The following is an 18,161-nucleotide window of genomic DNA, read 5'->3' as shown; positions in this document are numbered from 1 at the left end:
CTACTTTAACTAGCATAAAAAAAAACCATCAAGAAAATTTGATGGTTTTTTTTATGAATTACTGTAAAGAACCTACCTTTTACTCGACTATTAAAGTCTTGTAAAAACAGAGTTTCTTTAAATGATTCATTATCAAAAACAAACTGCAATTTTATTATTTGCTTATTCTCCCGAGAAAGAAGCGAATCATAAGGTTTTTGAAAAAAGTAAGAAGCTCTTTCAACAATTAAATCAAAAAACATTTGAAAAAGCACAAAAAACTGGAACTGACGTTTTAGTAATTACCGAAAAGCAACAAATAGGTTCAAGTTTCGGTGAACGATTTGCAAATGCTATTCAAACTGTTTTTAATAAAGGTTACTCACAAATAATTACCATAGGTAATGATAGTCCAAATTTAGAGACTTCACACCTTTTAAAAGCTTTACACAATTTAGAAAACAGAAATGCTACTTTAGGACCTTCTTATGACGGAGGAACTTATTTAATTGCCTTAAATAAAGAACAGTTTTCTTTAGAAGCATTCAAAAAAATAACTTGGAATACCCATAAAGTATTTTCTGAGTTAAAAAATTATTTTGTTAAGCGAAACATCAATATTACACAACTTGCTTACTTAGCAGATATTGACTCAAAAAAAGACATTTACTTTTTTATAGATCAATTTAAAAACTCTTTTTCTGTTCTAAGAGAGCTTATTGAGTTAACTACCAACAAAGTCATCTCATTTCTTGAGAATCTTTATACATCTAAAAGTTATTCTTATTCTTTTTTTAATAAAGGTTCACCAATTACTCTTTAATTATCATACTTACATTGAAGTTTTTCTTAAAAGGAACTCTTCTCTACATCAATTCAATAATTAAAGTCAATACTTAATTCACGTGAAAACTAAAATTAATGTAATTATACTGTTGCTTTTAACAGTAAGCATTTATGCACAAGAAACAACTGGTAATTTAGAAGGAAAAATAGTTGACAATACCAATGAAGCAATTCCTTTTGCCACTGTAATAATAAAAGATACTGAAACCAATTTTATATACGGAACCACCTCTCAAGAAACAGGTCATTATGTAATTGCTAATATCCCTCCAGGAAATCAATATATTGTGGAAGTTAGCTTTGTTGGGTTTAACACTTACAAATTAAACAATGTAACTATTAACTTAGGGAAAACCACTCTATTAGACATCGAACTAAAAGAAGAAAGCACTGCATTAGAAGAAGTAGTAATTACTGGTACTTCTTCAAGAAAAAATGGTACTGTTATAAATGCTCAAAAATTACTAAAAACACCAACTATTAGTAGAAGTGTACAAGATTTAACTAGAAACTTACCAGAAGCAAACTTAAACTCTTTTGGAGGGGCTAGTAATCGTTTCAACAACTTTAATATTGATGGTATTGCAAGTAATGATGTAGTTGGATTTCAAGAACCTGCTAGTGGTGCTGCTGGCTCTTCTGCAAATGGAACTCCTGGAAGTTTATCTCGCAGCCAACCTATTAGCTTTGGGGCTATTAAAGAGTTGTCTGTAAAAACTTCTCCTTTTGATGTTAGTGTTGGAAATTTTACAGGAGCCAATATTAATGTTGTTACCAAAAACGGTACAAACACTACTAAAACAGAAGTTTATGGTTATGGGAACAATCAACTTTTGGTAGGGTCTTATGCAGACGGAATTAAACAAGATGTAAATAGTTTTTACGATATTCAATTAGGTGCTGGTATTGGAGGTGCTCTAAAAAAAGACAAACTATTTTATTATGTAAATGTAGAACAAGCATTAAGTAAAACCCCTTTAATTGGAGCTCCAGGAACTAATGGTTCTAATATTAATAAACAAACTGTAATTGATATTGCTAACAAACTTCAAAATGATTACAACTACAATCCTGGTGCTTTTGAAAGCAGCGATATAAAAACTGCTTCTACTAAAATTTTTGCTCGTTTAGATTATAATATTTCTAAGAAACATAAACTTACTTTTAGAAACAATTTTGTAAAAAGTTTTGCTGATAATTTAGAATGGAATCAAGCTGTTTTCAACTTTGGTAATCAAGGATATCGACATAATAGTATTTTGAACAGTACTACTTTTGAATTAAATTCAACTTTATCTGAAAATACTTCTAACATACTAACCATTGGTTATACCAAAGTAAAAGAAGACAGAAGTTATGATGGAAGAGTGTTTCCTCATATAGAAATTACGGATACTTCTAACAGAATTTTTGCTGGAACCTATAGAGAAGCATCTATTTACAATACAAACTTGAACACCTTTCAGCTAACAGATAAGTTTACTTATTATAAAAACAACCATACTATTACTGGTGGATTGTTATTACAATACAACGATATCGATTACGGTTTCTTAACCGCTTGGAATGGGCGTTGGGCCTATAAATCTGTTGATGATTTTTTAAATGATAGACCTTCAAGAATTCGTGGTGTATACCATGTAACAAATAATTCTTTCGATTTTGTAAACAATCGTCCTTCAGCAACAATTGATGTATTAACCTCAGCTATTTACGTACAGGATAAAATTCGTTTAAACGATAAATTAACTGTTAACTTTGGTTTACGTTTAGACAATCAATTACTATTAGACGAACTTCCCTTAAGCCCTTTAGTAAAAAACACTCCTGAGTTTAGTCAGTTTACCAATAAAATTAGTGCTAAACCACATGTAAATCCTAGATTTAATTTTAAATATGTTTTAGATGAAGACAGAAAATATACTATAGAAGGGGGAAGTGGATTATTTACAGGACGTATTCCATATTTATGGTTTGCATATGCTGAATACATTTCTGGAACCGATTATTTTAATGTAGATATTAGACCTGGTGGAAACACAGTTCAATTAGTAGAAAATTTAGGTTCATTAGCTGCTCAACAACCTGGATTAACAGAAATTAATTTAATTGATAATGATTTCGAATTACCTAGAGAATGGAAAACACGTTTAAGCTTTGAAGCTAAACTTCCTAAAAATTTCCGATTTACAACTCAAGCAACTTATACAGAAGTTTTAAAAGGTATTTACTTTCAATCTATCAATCGTCGTTTAGATTTCAGTAATTATTCTGGAGCAGATACTCGTCAATTTTACAACGGAACTAGAGTAAACAATAACTTCACTAATGTTTTTTTACTTAGTAATACCAACAGAGGTTATCGATATAATTTAACTTTTGGATTACACAAAGAAGACAAAAACTACAATGGTTTTATTGGGTATACTTATGGGAAAAGCAAAGATATTTCAAGTACTGTAAGAAATTCTTCAGCAGCAAATTTTGAATGGAATCAAGCTATTAATTCTCATAATCCTAATTTATCATTTTCTAACTTCGATTTACGTCATAAATTAGTATCCTCTCAAGGTTATAATTTCAATTTTAAAAACCAACATCAACTACAAGCTTCTTTACTATATACAGGAACTTCTGGTAGTCCATATTCAATAGTATATCAAGGAGATGTAAATAGAGATGGTTCGTCTCGAAACGACTTAGTATATATACCTGCAAACCAAAGTGAAATTAATTTACAAGACATTACTGATGGAACAGGGAATGTAATTGTTTCTTCTCAAGAGCAATGGAATCGATTAAATAACTTTATAAACAACAACGAATATTTACGAAATAATCGCGGTTCTTATGCGGAACGAAATGGAGCAAGAACACCATGGAATCATCAATTAGATGCAAAATTTTTATATAACATACCATTTAAAAACAACAACAACTTACAAGTTAGTTTAGATATTTTTAATGTATTGAACTTACTAAATAAAGATTGGGGTCGATTGGTTTATGTACCAAACGTAGTAAACTCTAGTTTTAACTTATTAGAGTTTAAAGGTGTGCAAAACAATCAACCAGTATATCAATTTACTATTGACGAAAATGCAAAACCTTGGGTTACCGATGCTATTAATTCACGTTGGAAAGCTCAATTAGGATTGAAATATCAATTCTAGTATTTGTAACTCTTGTAACAATTTAAAAACGTTTATTTCAGTAACTTTGAAATAAACGTTTCTTTTAAAACAGAATATGGATAAATATTTAGACATCATAAAAAACTCTTATTCCAATTACTGGAACTATATTAAACAATCTGTTTTAATGGAACTAAATTGGGAGAATTATTTCTATGGCTTAATTCTAATTTCATTAATTGTTTGGGCTTTAGAAATTATCTTTCCTTGGCGTAAAAACCAACCTCTTTTTAGAAAAGATTTTTGGCTAGATACATTTTACATGTTCTTTAATTTCTTTTTATTAAATCTTATTGTTTTAATTGCCTTGTCTAATACTTCTGCTGAATTATTTAATGACATTCTTGGCTTGGTAGGACTTTCTATTGACAACTTCCAATTATTCGATATCAATACATTTCCTTACTGGGCTAGATTACTTGTGTTTTTTATAGTAATTGATTTTGTACAATGGTTTACACATACACTCTTGCACAAGTATGAGTTTTTATGGAACTTTCATAAAGTGCATCATTCTGTAAAACAAATGGGATTTGCGGCTCATTTACGTTATCATTGGATGGAACCTGTTGTATACAATTCTATGAAATATATTCCACTAGCTATTATGGGTGGATTTACAGCTCAAGATGTAGCCATAATTCATTTCTTTAACATTATGATTGGACATTTAAATCATGCAAATATTAATTGGGATTATGGTTGGTTGAAATATATTTTAAATAACCCAAGAATGCATATTTGGCACCACGCCAAAGAACTACCAGAAAACAGAAGAACAGGAGTAAACTTTGGGATTACCTTAAGTATTTGGGATTATATTTTCAAAACCAATTATATACCTCATGATGGACGTGATATTGAAATAGGTTTTGAAGGTGAAGAAGACTTCCCTAAAGACTTTATTGGTCAAGAAATATACCCTCTTAACAAAAAATAATTTACGTCTTTGTATCTTTATCGAATTAAAATTAACATTCGATGAAATATATAAAAATTCTATTCCTTTTTATTGTTGTTCAGGTTTCTGCTCAACAAGGTGGAATGTGGATTCCTTCTCTCTTAAAGGGAATGAACGAACAAGAAATGAAATCTTTAGGTGGTAAATTATCTGCCAAAGATATTTATAACGTAAACAAATCTAGTTTAAAAGATGCTATAGGACACTTTAACGGTGGCTGTACTAGTGAAGTAATTTCTCCTAAAGGATTAATTCTTACAAACCATCACTGTGGTTTTGGACAAATCCAATCACATTCATCATTAGAAAACGATTATTTGAAAGATGGTTTTTGGGCAATGAATGAAAAAGAAGAATTGCCTAACGAAGGTTTATATGTTGAATTTATTGTACGTATCGATGATGTAACTAAACAAGCTTTGGCTGGAGTTACAGATGCAATGACTGAGCGTGAAAAACAATCTACTATTGATAAAAACATCAACAATCTTAAGAAAACAGCAAAAAAGAAAGACTGGCAAAATGTAAAAGTTCGTCCTTTTTATAAAGGAAATCAATACTTCTTATTTGTTACTGAAAAATTTGAAGATGTTCGTTTAGTTGGAGCTCCACCAAGTAGTATTGGTAAATTTGGAAGTGACACTGATAACTGGGTTTTCCCACGTCACACTGGAGATTTTTCATTATTCAGAATTTATGCTGATAAAAATAACCGTCCTGCTAAATACAGTAAAGACAACGTTCCTTACAAACCAAAACACTATTTACCTGTTTCTTTAGACGGTGTTGAAGAAGGTGATTTTACAATGGTATTTGGTTTTCCTGGTCGTACTAATGAATATTTACCAGCTGTAGCAATTCAGCATATTACACAAGAATTTAACCCTAGTAACATTGCTATTAGAGAAGCAGCTTTAAAAGAAATAGATGCACAAATGAAAGCCAGTGATGCTGTTAGAATTAAATATGCATCTAAACAAGCACGTATTGCAAATGCTTGGAAAAAATGGATTGGTGAAAACTTAGGTATCAAAAAAAGTAATGCTATTGCACAACGTAAAGCTTTTGAAGAAACCTTTAAAAAAGCTTTAAAAGAAAAAGGACTAGAAGATAAGTATGGTAAAATTTTACCTGAATTTGAAAAATTATATAAGGATTTTGCTGCTATCAATATTAAAAGAAGAAATTTTATTGAAGTATTTTTAGTTACCAATGAACTAATGCAAATGGCTTTTAGAGCTTATCAATTAGAGCAAGTTGCTTTAAATAAACCTGAAAATTTTGAAAAAGCTAAAAAAGGATATATTGCTCGTTTGAAAAGAATTCATAAAAATTACGATGTAAACGTAGATAAAGGTGTTTTTAAAAATGTAATGCCATTATATTCTAAAAACGTTGATGCTACGATATATAACAAAACTAGTTTTACGGATTTAGACAAAGCCTTAAAATTATTGGAAGGTGATGCTAAACAAGTAGTTGAGAATTTAAATAAAGATGCAGCATATATATATGCTAAACCAATGGTTCAGGAATTTTACACTAAAATAAACCCTGAGTACCAGCATAAAAACCAACCAATTACTGCTTTACAAAAACAATATATGAAAGCCTTAATGGAAGCTCTTCCTAATGCACGTTATTTTCCAGATGCTAATAGCACTTTGAGAGTAACTTATGGACAAGTAAGAGGGTATTCGCCAAGAGATGCTGTGTATTACAACCCAGTAAGCTATCTAGATGGTGTAATAGAAAAATATGTTCCTGGTGATTATGAATTTGATGTTCCTAAAAAGCTACGTGACTTATATGACGCTAAAGACTATGGACAGTATGCCGATAAGAACGGAAAAGTTCCTGTATGTTTCTTAGGAACAAACCACACAACTGGAGGAAATTCTGGAAGTCCAGCAATTGATGCTGAAGGAAACCTAGTTGGTTTAAATTTTGATCGTGTATGGGAAGGAACTATGAGTGACATTAATTACGACCCTGAAATTTGTAGAAATATCATGGTTGACCTTCGTTATGTATTATTCATAGTTGATAAATATGCAGGAGCGAAACATCTAATTGACGAAATGAAATTAGTTCACCCTAAGAAGTAATTTTTAATAAAAACAAATATATAAAAGTGAAGTTCTTAATTGAATTTCACTTTTTTTGTTTGTTAGAAATATTGTCCTATCCCAAAAACAAAACCTTTAGAAGCATTTTTGGTAAGTCCAACACCATAATCTATTCTAAACACAGCATTAAATACTTTTTTATTTATAAATCTCAATCCAACACCAGAATAAACTCTAACATTTTCCGATTTTAAAAAGTCATTTAAACTACCTCCAGGGTTTCTCCAAGTACCAAAATCATTAAAAACATTACCTTGTAACACAAGCCAATTATTTTCATATAAGGTATGTCTATATTCTGTATTCCATACAATACTTCCCGTTCCTCTATCAACTAAAATTCCCACTCCACGTAAATTCACATTATTATCTAAGGCAAATGGGGCAAACGGGCTTTTTACATTTGACGATAATCCTATACGTAATCTATTTGCCCAATTTCCTTTTTTTCCAATTCTCTTGTAGTAGAATAAGTCGTTCCAAAAAATTAAAAAATCTTCTTGATACTCATTTTCAGAAATTACATACTGACCGTATAATTGATTTTTAAAACCACTTATGTATTGATAATAATAATCTAAAACATCATATGTATAGATTGTTTTAAACAACCATTTATTCACATTCAATTGTAAAGGAACATTTGGCGCTGTATCACCTGATAAATAATCATATTTCTCTTTAAAATAGTTTACACCAAATTGTAAATTATTTTTGAAATCCATCTGGTACAAACCTAAAACTTCATAAGACGTGTTTTGATACTTATAATTAGCTGTTTTATCATCAAAATATAAAGGCTCTTCACTTATCCAGTTTTGATGATTTAGAGCAAGTCCCCACTTATTAGAAAATAGTGTGGGTGCTCGAAAGTTGATTCCATAAGAATTGAATCCATTATTCTGATAAAAACCTCCAAAAGCTATATTTCTACCTAAAAAATTATACTCATACAATCCTATTTTATAGGCCGTTTTTCTATTGGTTGTTGTCCAAAGATTAAACTCTGGTATTATTGTAAAATTCTCTTCTACATTAATAAAAACATTGTATTTATTATCGTGAGAATAAAAGACTTGAAAATAAGCATGTGATATTGCAGGTAATCTTTTTAGTCGAATCATATCATTAACTAATAAAACCGAGTCGACCTTAGTATTTACCTTTGTTTCTATTATTTTTTTAATCTCTGATATTTTGGTTTTTCTAGCTCCTTTAACTTTTATATCCACAATAATTTTTTCTTGTGAAAAAGTGACAAGACTATAAAATATTACAATTAAAAAAAATAGTTTCTTTTTCATTATTCTGCTTTAATTTTTTTTTGAATCACTAAATTCACCCAATTATCTTCACTAACTCCCATCATTGTAAATCCATAATCTTTTCCTTTAATTAAACTAGGTGGTGTATTTCTTGTTACATTTAAAACTACATTAGATAGATTATAATATTGAAAACATTTTTCATACGTATAAGTACCTGATAATAGGTTATTTTCGGCATCTGTGATTACTTGAAAGTAAATAGCATTTTCTTTTACCATTCCATCTATCCATGAAAACTTAGGCATTAAATTTTGTGAAGTATTTAAAGTAACCATATCTGTCCATTCAGTAGGTTTTGTTATGTTTTTTAATCGGATTGGGTTGGACTTATGAAATTTTCCTTCAGTTTTATAAGTTACTATACACCATTTTTCAGTTGATGAAGTTTTCAAAAATCTACCTAAATATCCATTAAAAACATCTTCCTTAGGCAACTCTTTTTCTTTATAAAGTGAAAAATTATTTTTATCGTCTTCAACATTAGTTGTTTCAAAATATTTAATCTCTGTAGCTCCTACTTCTGGATAATAAAATATATACGATATATTATTTTCTGATTCTTTACTAGCTGCACAAGCAATTACTTCATCCACCGATAAACTAGAGTTTAGATTAAGATAATCTTGTAGCGTTACAGGCATAAGTTCCTCATTATTCTCTGAGCAAGAGAAAAAAACAAATGAGAAAAATAGTAAGAATAAAAACTTATTGCGCATATAATTTTCTAATTAATTCTTCTGTAGGTTTATTCTGAGGCGTAAATCGGTTATTATTTTTACCTCCAACTTCTTTATGTTTATGAAACCATTTCCAAATAAAACCTCCTGCAAACCAATCTTCTTTCCAAAATTGATTGTACAATGCTTGTGTTGCATTCTTTTGGTTTTCTAAATTTATTTCACCTTCAACCCTATGAGCTTCCCATGGCTTCTTTCCTGCATAATTTATACTTCTATAACCATACTCTGTAAATAAAACAGGTTTATTTACCTTCTCCCTAACTCTCAAAATCTCTTTCTTATGTGGTTCCCATCCTTTTTCAAATTCTTCCAAAGTTGGTGATTTCTTTTCGCTTAAAGGAAAATATGCATCAATACCTATATAATCTATATCTTCCCAAAATGGTACTCTTTTAAACTCATCCCAATTGGCAGCATAGGTTAACTTTCCTTTATATACTTTTCTTACTTCTTTAATTAACTTATTCCAGAATTCTGGTCTATTAATTACAAATTTTTCCAACTCAGTACCAATACAAAAAACATCAGCTTTTAATCGTTGCGCTGTTTTTGCATATGTTAAAATAAACTCTAAATATGAAGCTTCCAAAGCCTTCCAATTTTCTTCAGAATTCATTTTTATATAACCTGTAAACTCACCTCTCCAAACCCAAATTTGAGGTTTTATCATTAAACTAATTCCTTTTTTCTGAAATTCTTTTGCATATTGAATTATACCTTCTTCTGTTTCACCAAACCACTGTCTTTTAGTATTATGAATTACTTCAGGAGAAGACAAATCTTTTATAAAACCAAAAGGCATCAGCGCTACATAATTCGCTGATGCCTTTATCAAAGGGGATACATGTTCGTGACTAATTTTTTCTGGGGATGCCACAAAACTAATTCCATTTATTTTCTTTGTTTGGCTCTTACAAGACAAACATATGAGGCATACTAAAAGGAGCTTATAAATTTTCATAACTCCTAAATTACTCTTTTTTAAAATAATGCACGTAAACCTAAATTAAAACTTTGCCCTAAACCATTATTATTTCCTCTAACGAAGTTACTATACAACACTTCTAAGTTTAACACTTTAGATAACTGATATTTTCCTCCAAAACCTAGAGCTGTATAATCTTGAGTAAAATCACCAAAACGCTCAGCATGCTGAACAAATCCTAAAACTGTTGACTTACCACTTGGGAAATAACTTAAAAACACTCCAGGAACTAATAAAAATGTATTATTAGCAAAACTTTGATCATCTCCAAAATTATACTCAGTATTTAACTCAGTAAATAATTGCCAGTTTCCACTAGCAAAAGTATAATCATAAAAAAATCTATTTTGAAAAGACCATGCTGTTTGGTCTAAAAATATACCATTTTCAGTTTCATTGCTAACTAATGGAATATGGATAGCCGATTGAATAGAAAAATTTGCAACATTTTTCAAAGGTTGAAATTTAACAGATGGTGCTATCGAAGTAATACCTTTTCTATCAGTATTTGTATCTTCTAAACTAAATACAGATAAAGCTTGCCTTCCTCCAATGGTATTAGAACGAAACTCTACGATTGCTCCAATATTAATTCTGTTATTATCTGAAATACCTGTAAAAGCTTCGATTGTTGAAGTGAAAAAATTATCTCTTGCTTTATTTACACTGTTTCCATTAGCATCAGCAAACTTAGTTTCAGTATAAAGATTATTAAACCACTTAATATCCCATTGACCTTTATTCAATAATTTTGAAGGAGTGTAGGTTTGAATATTTGACTTATCATTTTCTTTTTCTTCTTCTTGGGCATAAGAACTAAACCCTATAAATAGAAATACTAGAAGAATACTTTTAAAATTATTTTTCATGGTGATTATTTTTCAATTACCACCTATGTCGATAAAAAGTAAAACGTCTTACAAAGTTCCTTTATTTAAATTCATTCTAAATTTATTTCGCTCATTAAGTTATTAACTTTAACAACGACATAACTCGCAAATCAACTTTTTATGGAACACGTTGTTATTATTGGTAATGGAATATCTGGTGTAACTGCCGCTAGGCACATTCGAAAACTATCTGATAAAAAAATTACTATTGTATCTACAGAGACCGATTATTTTTTTTCTCGTACAGCCCTAATGTACATATATATGGGACACATGAAGTTTGAACATACTCAACCTTATGAGCCTTGGTTTTGGAAAAAAAATAGAATTAACTTAAAAAAAGGTTATGTCTCAGAAATCAATACTGATAAAAAAGAACTTTTTTTTGCTGAAGGTGATACACTTGCATACGATAAACTAATTATAGCTACTGGCTCTAAACCAAATAAATTTGGTTGGCCAGGACAGGATTTAGATGGTGTTATGGGAATGTATCATAAACAAGATTTAGAAAATCTGGAAAAATACGCACCTGATAATAAAACATGTAAAAGAGCTGTAATTGTTGGTGGAGGATTAATAGGTATTGAATTAGCTGAAATGCTACATAGTAGAAATATTCCTGTTACGTTTTTAGTCCGTGAAGAAAGTTTTTGGAATGGAGTTTTGCCTGCACAAGAATCGGCAATGATTAACCAAGAAATTTTAGATAATCATATTGACCTTCGTTTAGGTGTAAATCTAAAAGAAATTAAATCTGATGAAAACGGAAAAGTAAAATCGGTTATAATAGCTGAAACAGGAGAAGAAATAACCTGTAATGTAGTTGGTTTAACAGCCGGAGTTTCTCCTAATATCGATTTTATCAAAGATTCTGATATTGAAACTGGTAGAGGTGTAAAAGTAAACCGCTATTTAGAAACTAACATTAAAGATATTTATGCTATTGGTGATTGTGCAGAACAAAACGAAGCCATAGGACAAAGACGTCCAATTGAAGCTGTTTGGTATACTGGAAGAATGATGGGAGAAACAGTAGCACAAACGATATGCGATAACAGAATTCAATATAAACCTGGACATTGGTTCAACTCAGCAAAATTTATTGATATTGAATATCAAACTTATGGATGGGTTTGGGCACAACCTAAAGAAAATGAAGCTCGTTTTTACTGGGAACATAAAGATGGTAAAAAATGTATCCATATCAACTATGATAAAAACACTCATGAATTTATAGGAATAAACAATTTTGGTATTAGAATGCGTCATGAGTTTTTCGATAAAGTTCTAACAGAAAAACGTTCGATAGAATACGTATTAGAACATTTAGCAGATGCTAATTTCGATCCAGAATTCTACAAACTTCACGAACCAGAAATTGTAGCAAAATTTAACAAAGAAAACAATACAAACATCCAACTAAAAAAGAAAAGCTGGAAACGAATTTTTAGCGCGTAATAAAATATGAAAGCAATAAAATATATTGGATTAGTCCTTTTTTTAATTGGGTTATCTATTTTCACGGGAACTATTTTTACTGGAGGATTCAATTTAACTTCTAGCGAATTAGATAGTTTTATTAAGAACCAAAATTATAAAAGTGAAGTAATTAAAGAAGAACTTAGCAAAGCAGTTGTGACTTCTGAAGAATTAAATGTTTTTGATTTTTCTAGTCGTGTTCGTAATGCTTATAAAGCTTCTAACGATCATTATGATGCATTAATTGCTAAATATGATGCTGAAAAAAATTGGGACAAAAAAGGAGAACAATATCAATATAGAATCTCTGGAAAACCACATACTTTAAGCTATAACTTAGCTAAAATTGCAGGAAAAGGTTACATTAAAGAAAATGCTGGCTTAATTTGGTGGCTTACTTTTGGGTTAGGAATTATTGGTGCTTTATTATTTATTTTACCAAATTATATTTTACTAGGAAGACCTGGAATTAAAAATAACGGTATTTACTTAGAATCAAGTACTAACAGAGGTGCTATTGCATGGTTGGTATTAGTATATCTAGTTGCTTTTTATTTACTGTTATACTTTATGCCTGACTATGTTGTAAATTGGACATATATTTTAGATCCTATTAGTAAAGCTTTAAATGGCGGTGCTGCTTCACAGTGGTTTGTTTATGGTTTCCTATACTGTGTTATTATGATAGTTATGGCTGCTAGAATGTATATTAAATACAGACATAATAAATATCAAATAATAAGAACTACTTCAGTTTTATTCTTTCAAATTGTTTTTGCCTTCCTAATTCCTGAGATTATGACGAGCTTAAACATGCCTGGATATGATTTTAAAAATGCTTTTCCTTTAGACTATGATTTCTTTTTTGATTGGAATTTAAATAGTTTAAAAAACAGTGGTGCTATAGGTTTATTCATCTTAGTTTGGGGAATTGTTTTAACATTAATTATTGTGCCTGTAATGGTATATTTCTTTGGAAAAAGATGGTACTGTTCATGGGTTTGTGGTTGTGGTGGTTTAGCTGAAACTTTAGGTGACCCTTATAGACAACACTCTGACAAAAGTTTAAACGCATGGAAGTTAGAGCGCTGGTTAATTCATTCAGTTTTAGTTTTCTCTTTAGTTATGACTATTGTTACGTTATACTGTTATTTTTCTGGAACACAATCTTTTTTAGGTATCAAATCAGAATGGATAAAAGACACTTATAGCTTCTTAATTGGATCTTGGTTTGCAGGTGTAATTGGTACTGGTTTCTATCCTATATTCGGAAACAGAGTATGGTGTCGTTTTGGTTGTCCATTAGCTGCTTATTTAGGTTTAGTTCAACGTTTTAAATCACGTTTTAGAATTACTACCAATGGAGGGCAATGTATTTCTTGTGGAAACTGTTCTACTTATTGTGAACAAGGAATTGATGTAAGAGCATACGCACAAAAAGGAGAAAATATAGTTAGGTCTAGTTGTGTTGGATGTGGTGTTTGTTCAGCTGTTTGTCCACGTGGAGTATTAAAATTAGAAAATGGTCCGGAAAAAGGAAGAATAAACCCTACTGATGTACTATTAGGTAACGATGTTGATTTAATGAAATTAGTGAATGAAAAGTAAAGTACTTTTATTTTTCTTACTTTGCTATGCAACCATGTTTTCGCAAAGCAAGTATCATAAAGCATATTACGATAATGGTACTTTGAAAGAAGAAGGTTGGATAGAGAACGATCAGAAAACAAAGTATTGGAAATTTTATTATAAAAATGGCGTGCTTAAAAAAGAAGGGCGTTTCAAGAATAATATAAAAGTAAAATATTGGTACTTTTACCGAAAAAATTCTTCTAAAGAAAAGGAAGGTCATTTTGTTAAAGGAAAACGCAATAAATGGTGGTTGTTTTATGATAAAAATGGGCAGGTTAATCATAAATGTCAATTAAAAAACAATCAAAAGAACGGATATTGTTTGCTCTATAAAAAACAAAAATTAGTAAAAGCTGTTAAATTTAAAAACGGCAAAAAAATTAAAGAATGGTCTGACTTTTCTTCCTTTAAAGAAGAAAATAGTTTAAATGATTTAAAATAATTAATGAATCAAAATATTAAGGTTATTATTCCTGCTTACAACGAGCAAGATTCTATTGCAAATGTAATTAACGATATCCCCCCTTTTGTAAATGAAATAATAGTTGTTAGTAATAATTCTACTGATAACACTGAAATAAACGCAAAAAATTCTGGAGCTACTGTATTAAAGGAAAGTAGAAGAGGCTATGGCTATGCTTGTTTAAAAGGTATGGATTATGTTGCCAATCAAGATACAAAACCAGATATAATTGTTTTTTTAGATGGTGATTATTCTGATTACCCTCAACAATTAACAGAACTAATTAGCCCTATAATAAATGATGACATAGATTTTGTAATTGGAGCACGTGTAAAACGACTACGAGAACAAGGTTCTATGACCCCTCAACAAGTTTTTGGCAATTGGTTAGCTACCTTTTTAATGAAACTATTTTTTAACGCTAAGTTTACAGACCTAGGACCATTTAGAGCCATAAAATATAATAAATTACTAGCTCTAAATATGGAAGACAAAACATACGGTTGGACTGTTGAAATGCAATTAAAAGCATTAAAACAAAAAATGACTTATGTTGAAGTCCCTATGAAATATAGAAATAGAATCGGCGTTTCAAAAGTTTCAGGAACCGTAAAAGGTAGTATCTTAGCCGGCATAAAAATTTTAGGTTGGATATTTAAATATAGCTTTAAATAATGATTTTAGAATACGTTATAATTGCAATATATACTATTTCATTAGTACTAATATTACTATACGCTTTAGCTCAATTAAATTTACTTTTTAATTATTTAAAAGCTCAAAGAAAAGAAGATACTTCTCCTAAATTTGACTTTTCTAATGAGGAAGAAATCCCTTACGTAACAATACAACTTCCTGTATACAATGAACTGTATGTTATGGAGCGCTTGTTAGATAACATAGCTAAACTAAAATATCCTAGTGATAAATTAGAAATTCAAGTTTTAGATGATTCTACTGATGAATCTGTTATTAGTACAGGAAAACACATTGAAGAATTACAAAAAAAAGGATTAGACATTCAGCATATTAGAAGAGAAAACCGTCAAGGTTTTAAGGCTGGTGCTTTAAAAGAAGGTTTAAAAATAGCTAAAGGAGAATTCATCGCTATTTTTGATGCTGACTTTTTACCTCAAGAAAATTGGTTATTACAAACTGTACCTTATTTTAAAAATCCAGAAATTGGTGTTGTACAAACTAGGTGGGGGCATATTAATAGAAACTATTCTACACTTACTAAAATTCAAGCTTTTGCTTTAGATGCTCATTTTACTTTAGAGCAAGTAGGTAGAAATAGCCAAGGACATTTTATTAATTTTAATGGTACTGCTGGTATTTGGCGTAAAGAGTGTATTTATGATGCTGGTAATTGGGAAGGTGATACTTTAACTGAAGACTTAGACTTAAGTTATAGAGCTCAATTAAAAAAATGGAAATTTAAATACCTAGAAAATGTTGAAACTCCTGCAGAATTACCTGTTATAATTAGTGCAGCTAGATCTCAACAATTTAGATGGAATAAAGGTGGCGCTGAAAACTTCCAGAAAATGTTAAAGAGAATTATTACCAATAAAAATATTTCTCTTAAAACAAAAGTTCACGGAATGCTACACTTATTAAATAGTTCTATGTTTACTTGTATTTTCTTAGTAGCTATTTTAAGTATTCCTATGTTATATATAAAAAATGAATATGCACATTTAAAGGTTTACTTTATTGTAATGAGTTTCTTTATTGTAAGCACCTTAATTTTCTTTGTTTGCTATTGGTTTATGTATAAGCGAACCTATGGAGGTGGGTTTTTAAATTTTATCAAATACATTGGAGCTTTCTTTTCTTTTTTCTCTATTGCTATGGGCTTCTCATTGCACAATACAATTGCTGTTTTAGAAGGGCATATAGGTAAAAAAAGTGAATTTATTAGAACTCCTAAATTCAATATAAAATCATTAAAAGATAGTTGGAAAAACAACAAGTACATTCGTAAAAGACCTTCAATGAATGTAGTTATAGAAGGATTATTAGCTATTTATTTTGCATTTGGAATGTACAGTGCCTTTATTGTTGGTGATCAAGGAGGTGATTTTGGTTTATTTCCATTTCACTTTATGCTATTTTTTGGTTTTGGTTATGTGTTTTTTAAATCTATTTTTTCAAAAGCCTAATGCTTCTTGAAAGAAAATATAGTACTCTAAGTCTAACTTTTGTTAGTCTTTTACTTTATTTTTTCTTTGCATACTTTTTAGAAAGAACTGAATTTTCTAAACTACTTTTTTTGTGGTTTTCATTATTTACTACTTCATATTTTTTATGGAAAAACAGTAAAAACAATTTTCTTTTCTTAGCAGGAATATCCATTCTATTTAGATTGGTCTTTCTTTTTGCTATCCCTAATTTATCTCAAGATTTTTATCGTTTCATTTGGGATGGAAGAATGATTTTAGAAGGTTTAAACCCATATTTATCATTACCTGAAACTTTTATCGAACAGCATAAATACCCAATTAATCAAGCTTTAGATTTATATCAAGGAATGGGAAGTATGAATGGAAGTCATTATACAAACTATCCTCCAATAAATCAATTATGTTTCTTAATCGCTGCAATCCTAGCTAATAAAAGCATTATTGGTAGTGCAACTGTAATGAGAGTTATTATCATTTTAGCTGATGTTGGTATAATTTACTTTGGAAAAAAGTTATTAGAAGATCTAAAACTTTCTACTCATAACATCTTTCTATATGCTTTAAACCCATTTATCATAATTGAGATGACAGGTAATTTACACTTTGAACCTGTTATGCTATTTTTTATGGTTTGGAGTTTATATATGTTATATCAAAAAAAATGGATTTGGGCTGCTATTTTATTAGCTTGTTCTGTTTCAGTTAAGTTAATTCCATTACTTTTTTTACCTTTATTCTATCAAACATTTGTTACAAAAGATTTAAAAATTAAAGGTTTCTTAAGGTTACTTGCTTTTTATACAATTGTTATTATAACTATTTTATTACTCTTTTTACCTTTTTATTCATCACAGTTAATTTCAAATTATTCTAACTCTGTAGGGCTTTGGTTTCGTAATTTTGAATTTAATGCTAGTTTTTATTACATAGCAAGGGAAATTGGATATTTGTTTAGAGGTTATAATGAAATAGCCGTAATAGGTAAAATAATGCCTATTTTAACTATTATATTTTTAATTGGAGTTACTTTCTTCAGAAAAAATAAATCTATCTTAGAGCTTATAACTGCAATGTTATTTGGTTTATCCTTCTATTATTTTACAACAACAACTTTGCATCCTTGGTATTTAGCAACCTTAATAATCCTGTCTATTTTTACCAAATATCGTTTTCCTATCATTTGGAGTATAGCAATTATCTTCAGTTACCAAGCTTACTCAAACGCACCTTGGAAAGAAAACCTATGGTTTGTTGGTTTAGAATATGTGATCGTATATAGCTATTTGTTATGGGAATTATTCATAAAAAAACCCACTCATAAAATTGAGTGGGAAAAATTGCTATGA

The 18,161-nt window shown here is 29.7% G+C and carries 14 protein-coding genes; 10 read left to right on the top strand and 4 right to left on the bottom strand.

Annotation, left to right across the window (positions count from 1 at the left end):
• Positions 1 to 121: 121 nt before the first annotated feature.
• The 4 genes from MHN29_RS05755 to MHN29_RS05740 all read left to right on the top strand — a co-directional run bounded on the left by MHN29_RS05755 (position 122) and on the right by MHN29_RS05740 (position 7,088).
• Complete coding sequence (locus MHN29_RS05755; RefSeq protein WP_235274305.1) at positions 122 to 802, top strand: DUF2064 domain-containing protein; 681 nt, start codon at positions 122 to 124, stop codon at positions 800 to 802.
• Positions 803 to 884: 82 nt separating this feature from the next.
• Positions 885 to 3,998 (top strand): carboxypeptidase regulatory-like domain-containing protein, encoded by a 3,114-nt coding sequence (locus tag MHN29_RS05750; RefSeq protein ID WP_235274306.1) that lies wholly within the window; start codon positions 885 to 887, stop codon positions 3,996 to 3,998.
• 76 nt (positions 3,999 to 4,074) lie between these two features.
• On the top strand, positions 4,075 to 4,959 hold the full coding sequence (locus MHN29_RS05745) for a sterol desaturase family protein (RefSeq protein WP_235274307.1): 885 nt from the start codon (positions 4,075 to 4,077) through the stop codon (positions 4,957 to 4,959).
• Positions 4,960 to 5,000: 41 nt separating this feature from the next.
• Complete coding sequence (locus MHN29_RS05740; protein ID WP_235274308.1) at positions 5,001 to 7,088, top strand: S46 family peptidase; 2,088 nt, start codon at positions 5,001 to 5,003, stop codon at positions 7,086 to 7,088.
• A gap of 62 nt (positions 7,089 to 7,150) precedes the next feature.
• Here the strand turns inward: MHN29_RS05740 and MHN29_RS05735 are convergent, their stop codons facing one another.
• The 4 genes from MHN29_RS05735 to MHN29_RS05720 form a co-directional block, all read right to left on the bottom strand.
• On the bottom strand, positions 7,151 to 8,413 hold the full coding sequence (locus MHN29_RS05735) for an outer membrane protein assembly factor (protein ID WP_235274309.1): 1,263 nt from the start codon (positions 8,411 to 8,413) through the stop codon (positions 7,151 to 7,153).
• Positions 8,413 to 9,078, bottom strand: a complete 666-nt coding sequence (locus MHN29_RS05730; RefSeq protein ID WP_235274310.1) for a hypothetical protein — start codon at positions 9,076 to 9,078, stop codon at positions 8,413 to 8,415. Before MHN29_RS05730 ends, MHN29_RS05735 begins: the two co-directional genes overlap by 1 nt.
• A 64-nt stretch (positions 9,079 to 9,142) precedes the next feature.
• Positions 9,143 to 10,138, bottom strand: a complete 996-nt coding sequence (locus MHN29_RS05725) for a glycoside hydrolase (protein WP_235274311.1) — start codon at positions 10,136 to 10,138, stop codon at positions 9,143 to 9,145.
• 20 nt (positions 10,139 to 10,158) lie between these two features.
• Complete coding sequence (locus MHN29_RS05720) at positions 10,159 to 11,031, bottom strand: transporter (protein WP_235274312.1); 873 nt, start codon at positions 11,029 to 11,031, stop codon at positions 10,159 to 10,161.
• Positions 11,032 to 11,172: 141 nt separating this feature from the next.
• Here MHN29_RS05720 and MHN29_RS05715 point away from each other — a divergent pair, with 141 nt between their 5' ends.
• The 6 genes from MHN29_RS05715 to MHN29_RS05690 are packed head-to-tail and all read left to right on the top strand — an operon-like array spanning position 11,173 to position 18,161.
• Positions 11,173 to 12,513 carry an NAD(P)/FAD-dependent oxidoreductase gene (locus tag MHN29_RS05715; RefSeq protein ID WP_235274313.1) on the top strand — a complete coding sequence of 447 codons (1,341 nt, stop codon included), beginning with the start codon at positions 11,173 to 11,175 and terminating at the stop codon, positions 12,511 to 12,513.
• Positions 12,514 to 12,519: 6 nt separating this feature from the next.
• Complete coding sequence (locus MHN29_RS05710) at positions 12,520 to 14,142, top strand: 4Fe-4S binding protein (protein WP_235274314.1); 1,623 nt, start codon at positions 12,520 to 12,522, stop codon at positions 14,140 to 14,142.
• Complete coding sequence (locus tag MHN29_RS05705; RefSeq protein WP_239176068.1) at positions 14,132 to 14,608, top strand: toxin-antitoxin system YwqK family antitoxin; 477 nt, start codon at positions 14,132 to 14,134, stop codon at positions 14,606 to 14,608. Before MHN29_RS05710 ends, MHN29_RS05705 begins: the two co-directional genes overlap by 11 nt.
• A gap of 3 nt (positions 14,609 to 14,611) precedes the next feature.
• Entirely contained in the window at positions 14,612 to 15,304 is a 693-nt protein-coding gene (locus tag MHN29_RS05700) for a glycosyltransferase family 2 protein (protein WP_235274316.1), read from the top strand.
• The gene (locus MHN29_RS05695) at positions 15,304 to 16,794 is read left to right on the top strand and encodes a cellulose synthase family protein (protein ID WP_235274317.1); all 1,491 of its coding nucleotides are present in this window, start codon (positions 15,304 to 15,306) and stop codon (positions 16,792 to 16,794) included. Before MHN29_RS05700 ends, MHN29_RS05695 begins: the two co-directional genes overlap by 1 nt.
• Positions 16,794 to 18,161 carry a mannosyltransferase gene (locus tag MHN29_RS05690; RefSeq protein WP_235274318.1) on the top strand — a complete coding sequence of 456 codons (1,368 nt, stop codon included), beginning with the start codon at positions 16,794 to 16,796 and terminating at the stop codon, positions 18,159 to 18,161. The genes MHN29_RS05695 and MHN29_RS05690 overlap by 1 nt, the downstream gene beginning before the upstream one ends.

Source organism: Tenacibaculum sp. Cn5-46 (genome assembly GCF_022347705.1).
In the GTDB taxonomy this organism is placed as follows: Bacteria; Bacteroidota; Bacteroidia; order Flavobacteriales; family Flavobacteriaceae; genus Polaribacter; species Polaribacter aiptasiae.
Note: the sequence above shows the minus strand (reverse complement) of the source record. Positions and strands in the feature narration are given on the sequence as shown.

What these genes read in the sequence shown, in the direction of transcription:
- MHN29_RS05735 (WP_235274309.1), bottom strand. Translation starts at nt 8,413, where the DNA reads ATGAAAAAGAAACTATTTTTTTTAATTGTAATATTTTATAGTCTTGTC.
- MHN29_RS05725 (WP_235274311.1), bottom strand. Translation starts at nt 10,138, where the DNA reads ATGAAAATTTATAAGCTCCTTTTAGTATGCCTCATATGTTTGTCTTGT.
- MHN29_RS05730 (WP_235274310.1), bottom strand. Translation starts at nt 9,078, where the DNA reads ATGCCTGTAACGCTACAAGATTATCTTAATCTAAACTCTAGTTTATCG.
- MHN29_RS05695 (WP_235274317.1), top strand. Translation starts at nt 15,304, where the DNA reads ATGATTTTAGAATACGTTATAATTGCAATATATACTATTTCATTAGTA.
- MHN29_RS05740 (WP_235274308.1), top strand. Translation starts at nt 5,001, where the DNA reads ATGAAATATATAAAAATTCTATTCCTTTTTATTGTTGTTCAGGTTTCT.
- MHN29_RS05705 (WP_239176068.1), top strand. Translation starts at nt 14,132, where the DNA reads ATGAAAAGTAAAGTACTTTTATTTTTCTTACTTTGCTATGCAACCATG.
- MHN29_RS05755 (WP_235274305.1), top strand. Translation starts at nt 122, where the DNA reads ATGATTCATTATCAAAAACAAACTGCAATTTTATTATTTGCTTATTCT.
- MHN29_RS05720 (WP_235274312.1), bottom strand. Translation starts at nt 11,031, where the DNA reads ATGAAAAATAATTTTAAAAGTATTCTTCTAGTATTTCTATTTATAGGG.
- MHN29_RS05710 (WP_235274314.1), top strand. Translation starts at nt 12,520, where the DNA reads ATGAAAGCAATAAAATATATTGGATTAGTCCTTTTTTTAATTGGGTTA.
- MHN29_RS05745 (WP_235274307.1), top strand. Translation starts at nt 4,075, where the DNA reads ATGGATAAATATTTAGACATCATAAAAAACTCTTATTCCAATTACTGG.
- MHN29_RS05700 (WP_235274316.1), top strand. Translation starts at nt 14,612, where the DNA reads ATGAATCAAAATATTAAGGTTATTATTCCTGCTTACAACGAGCAAGAT.
- MHN29_RS05715 (WP_235274313.1), top strand. Translation starts at nt 11,173, where the DNA reads ATGGAACACGTTGTTATTATTGGTAATGGAATATCTGGTGTAACTGCC.
- MHN29_RS05690 (WP_235274318.1), top strand. Translation starts at nt 16,794, where the DNA reads ATGCTTCTTGAAAGAAAATATAGTACTCTAAGTCTAACTTTTGTTAGT.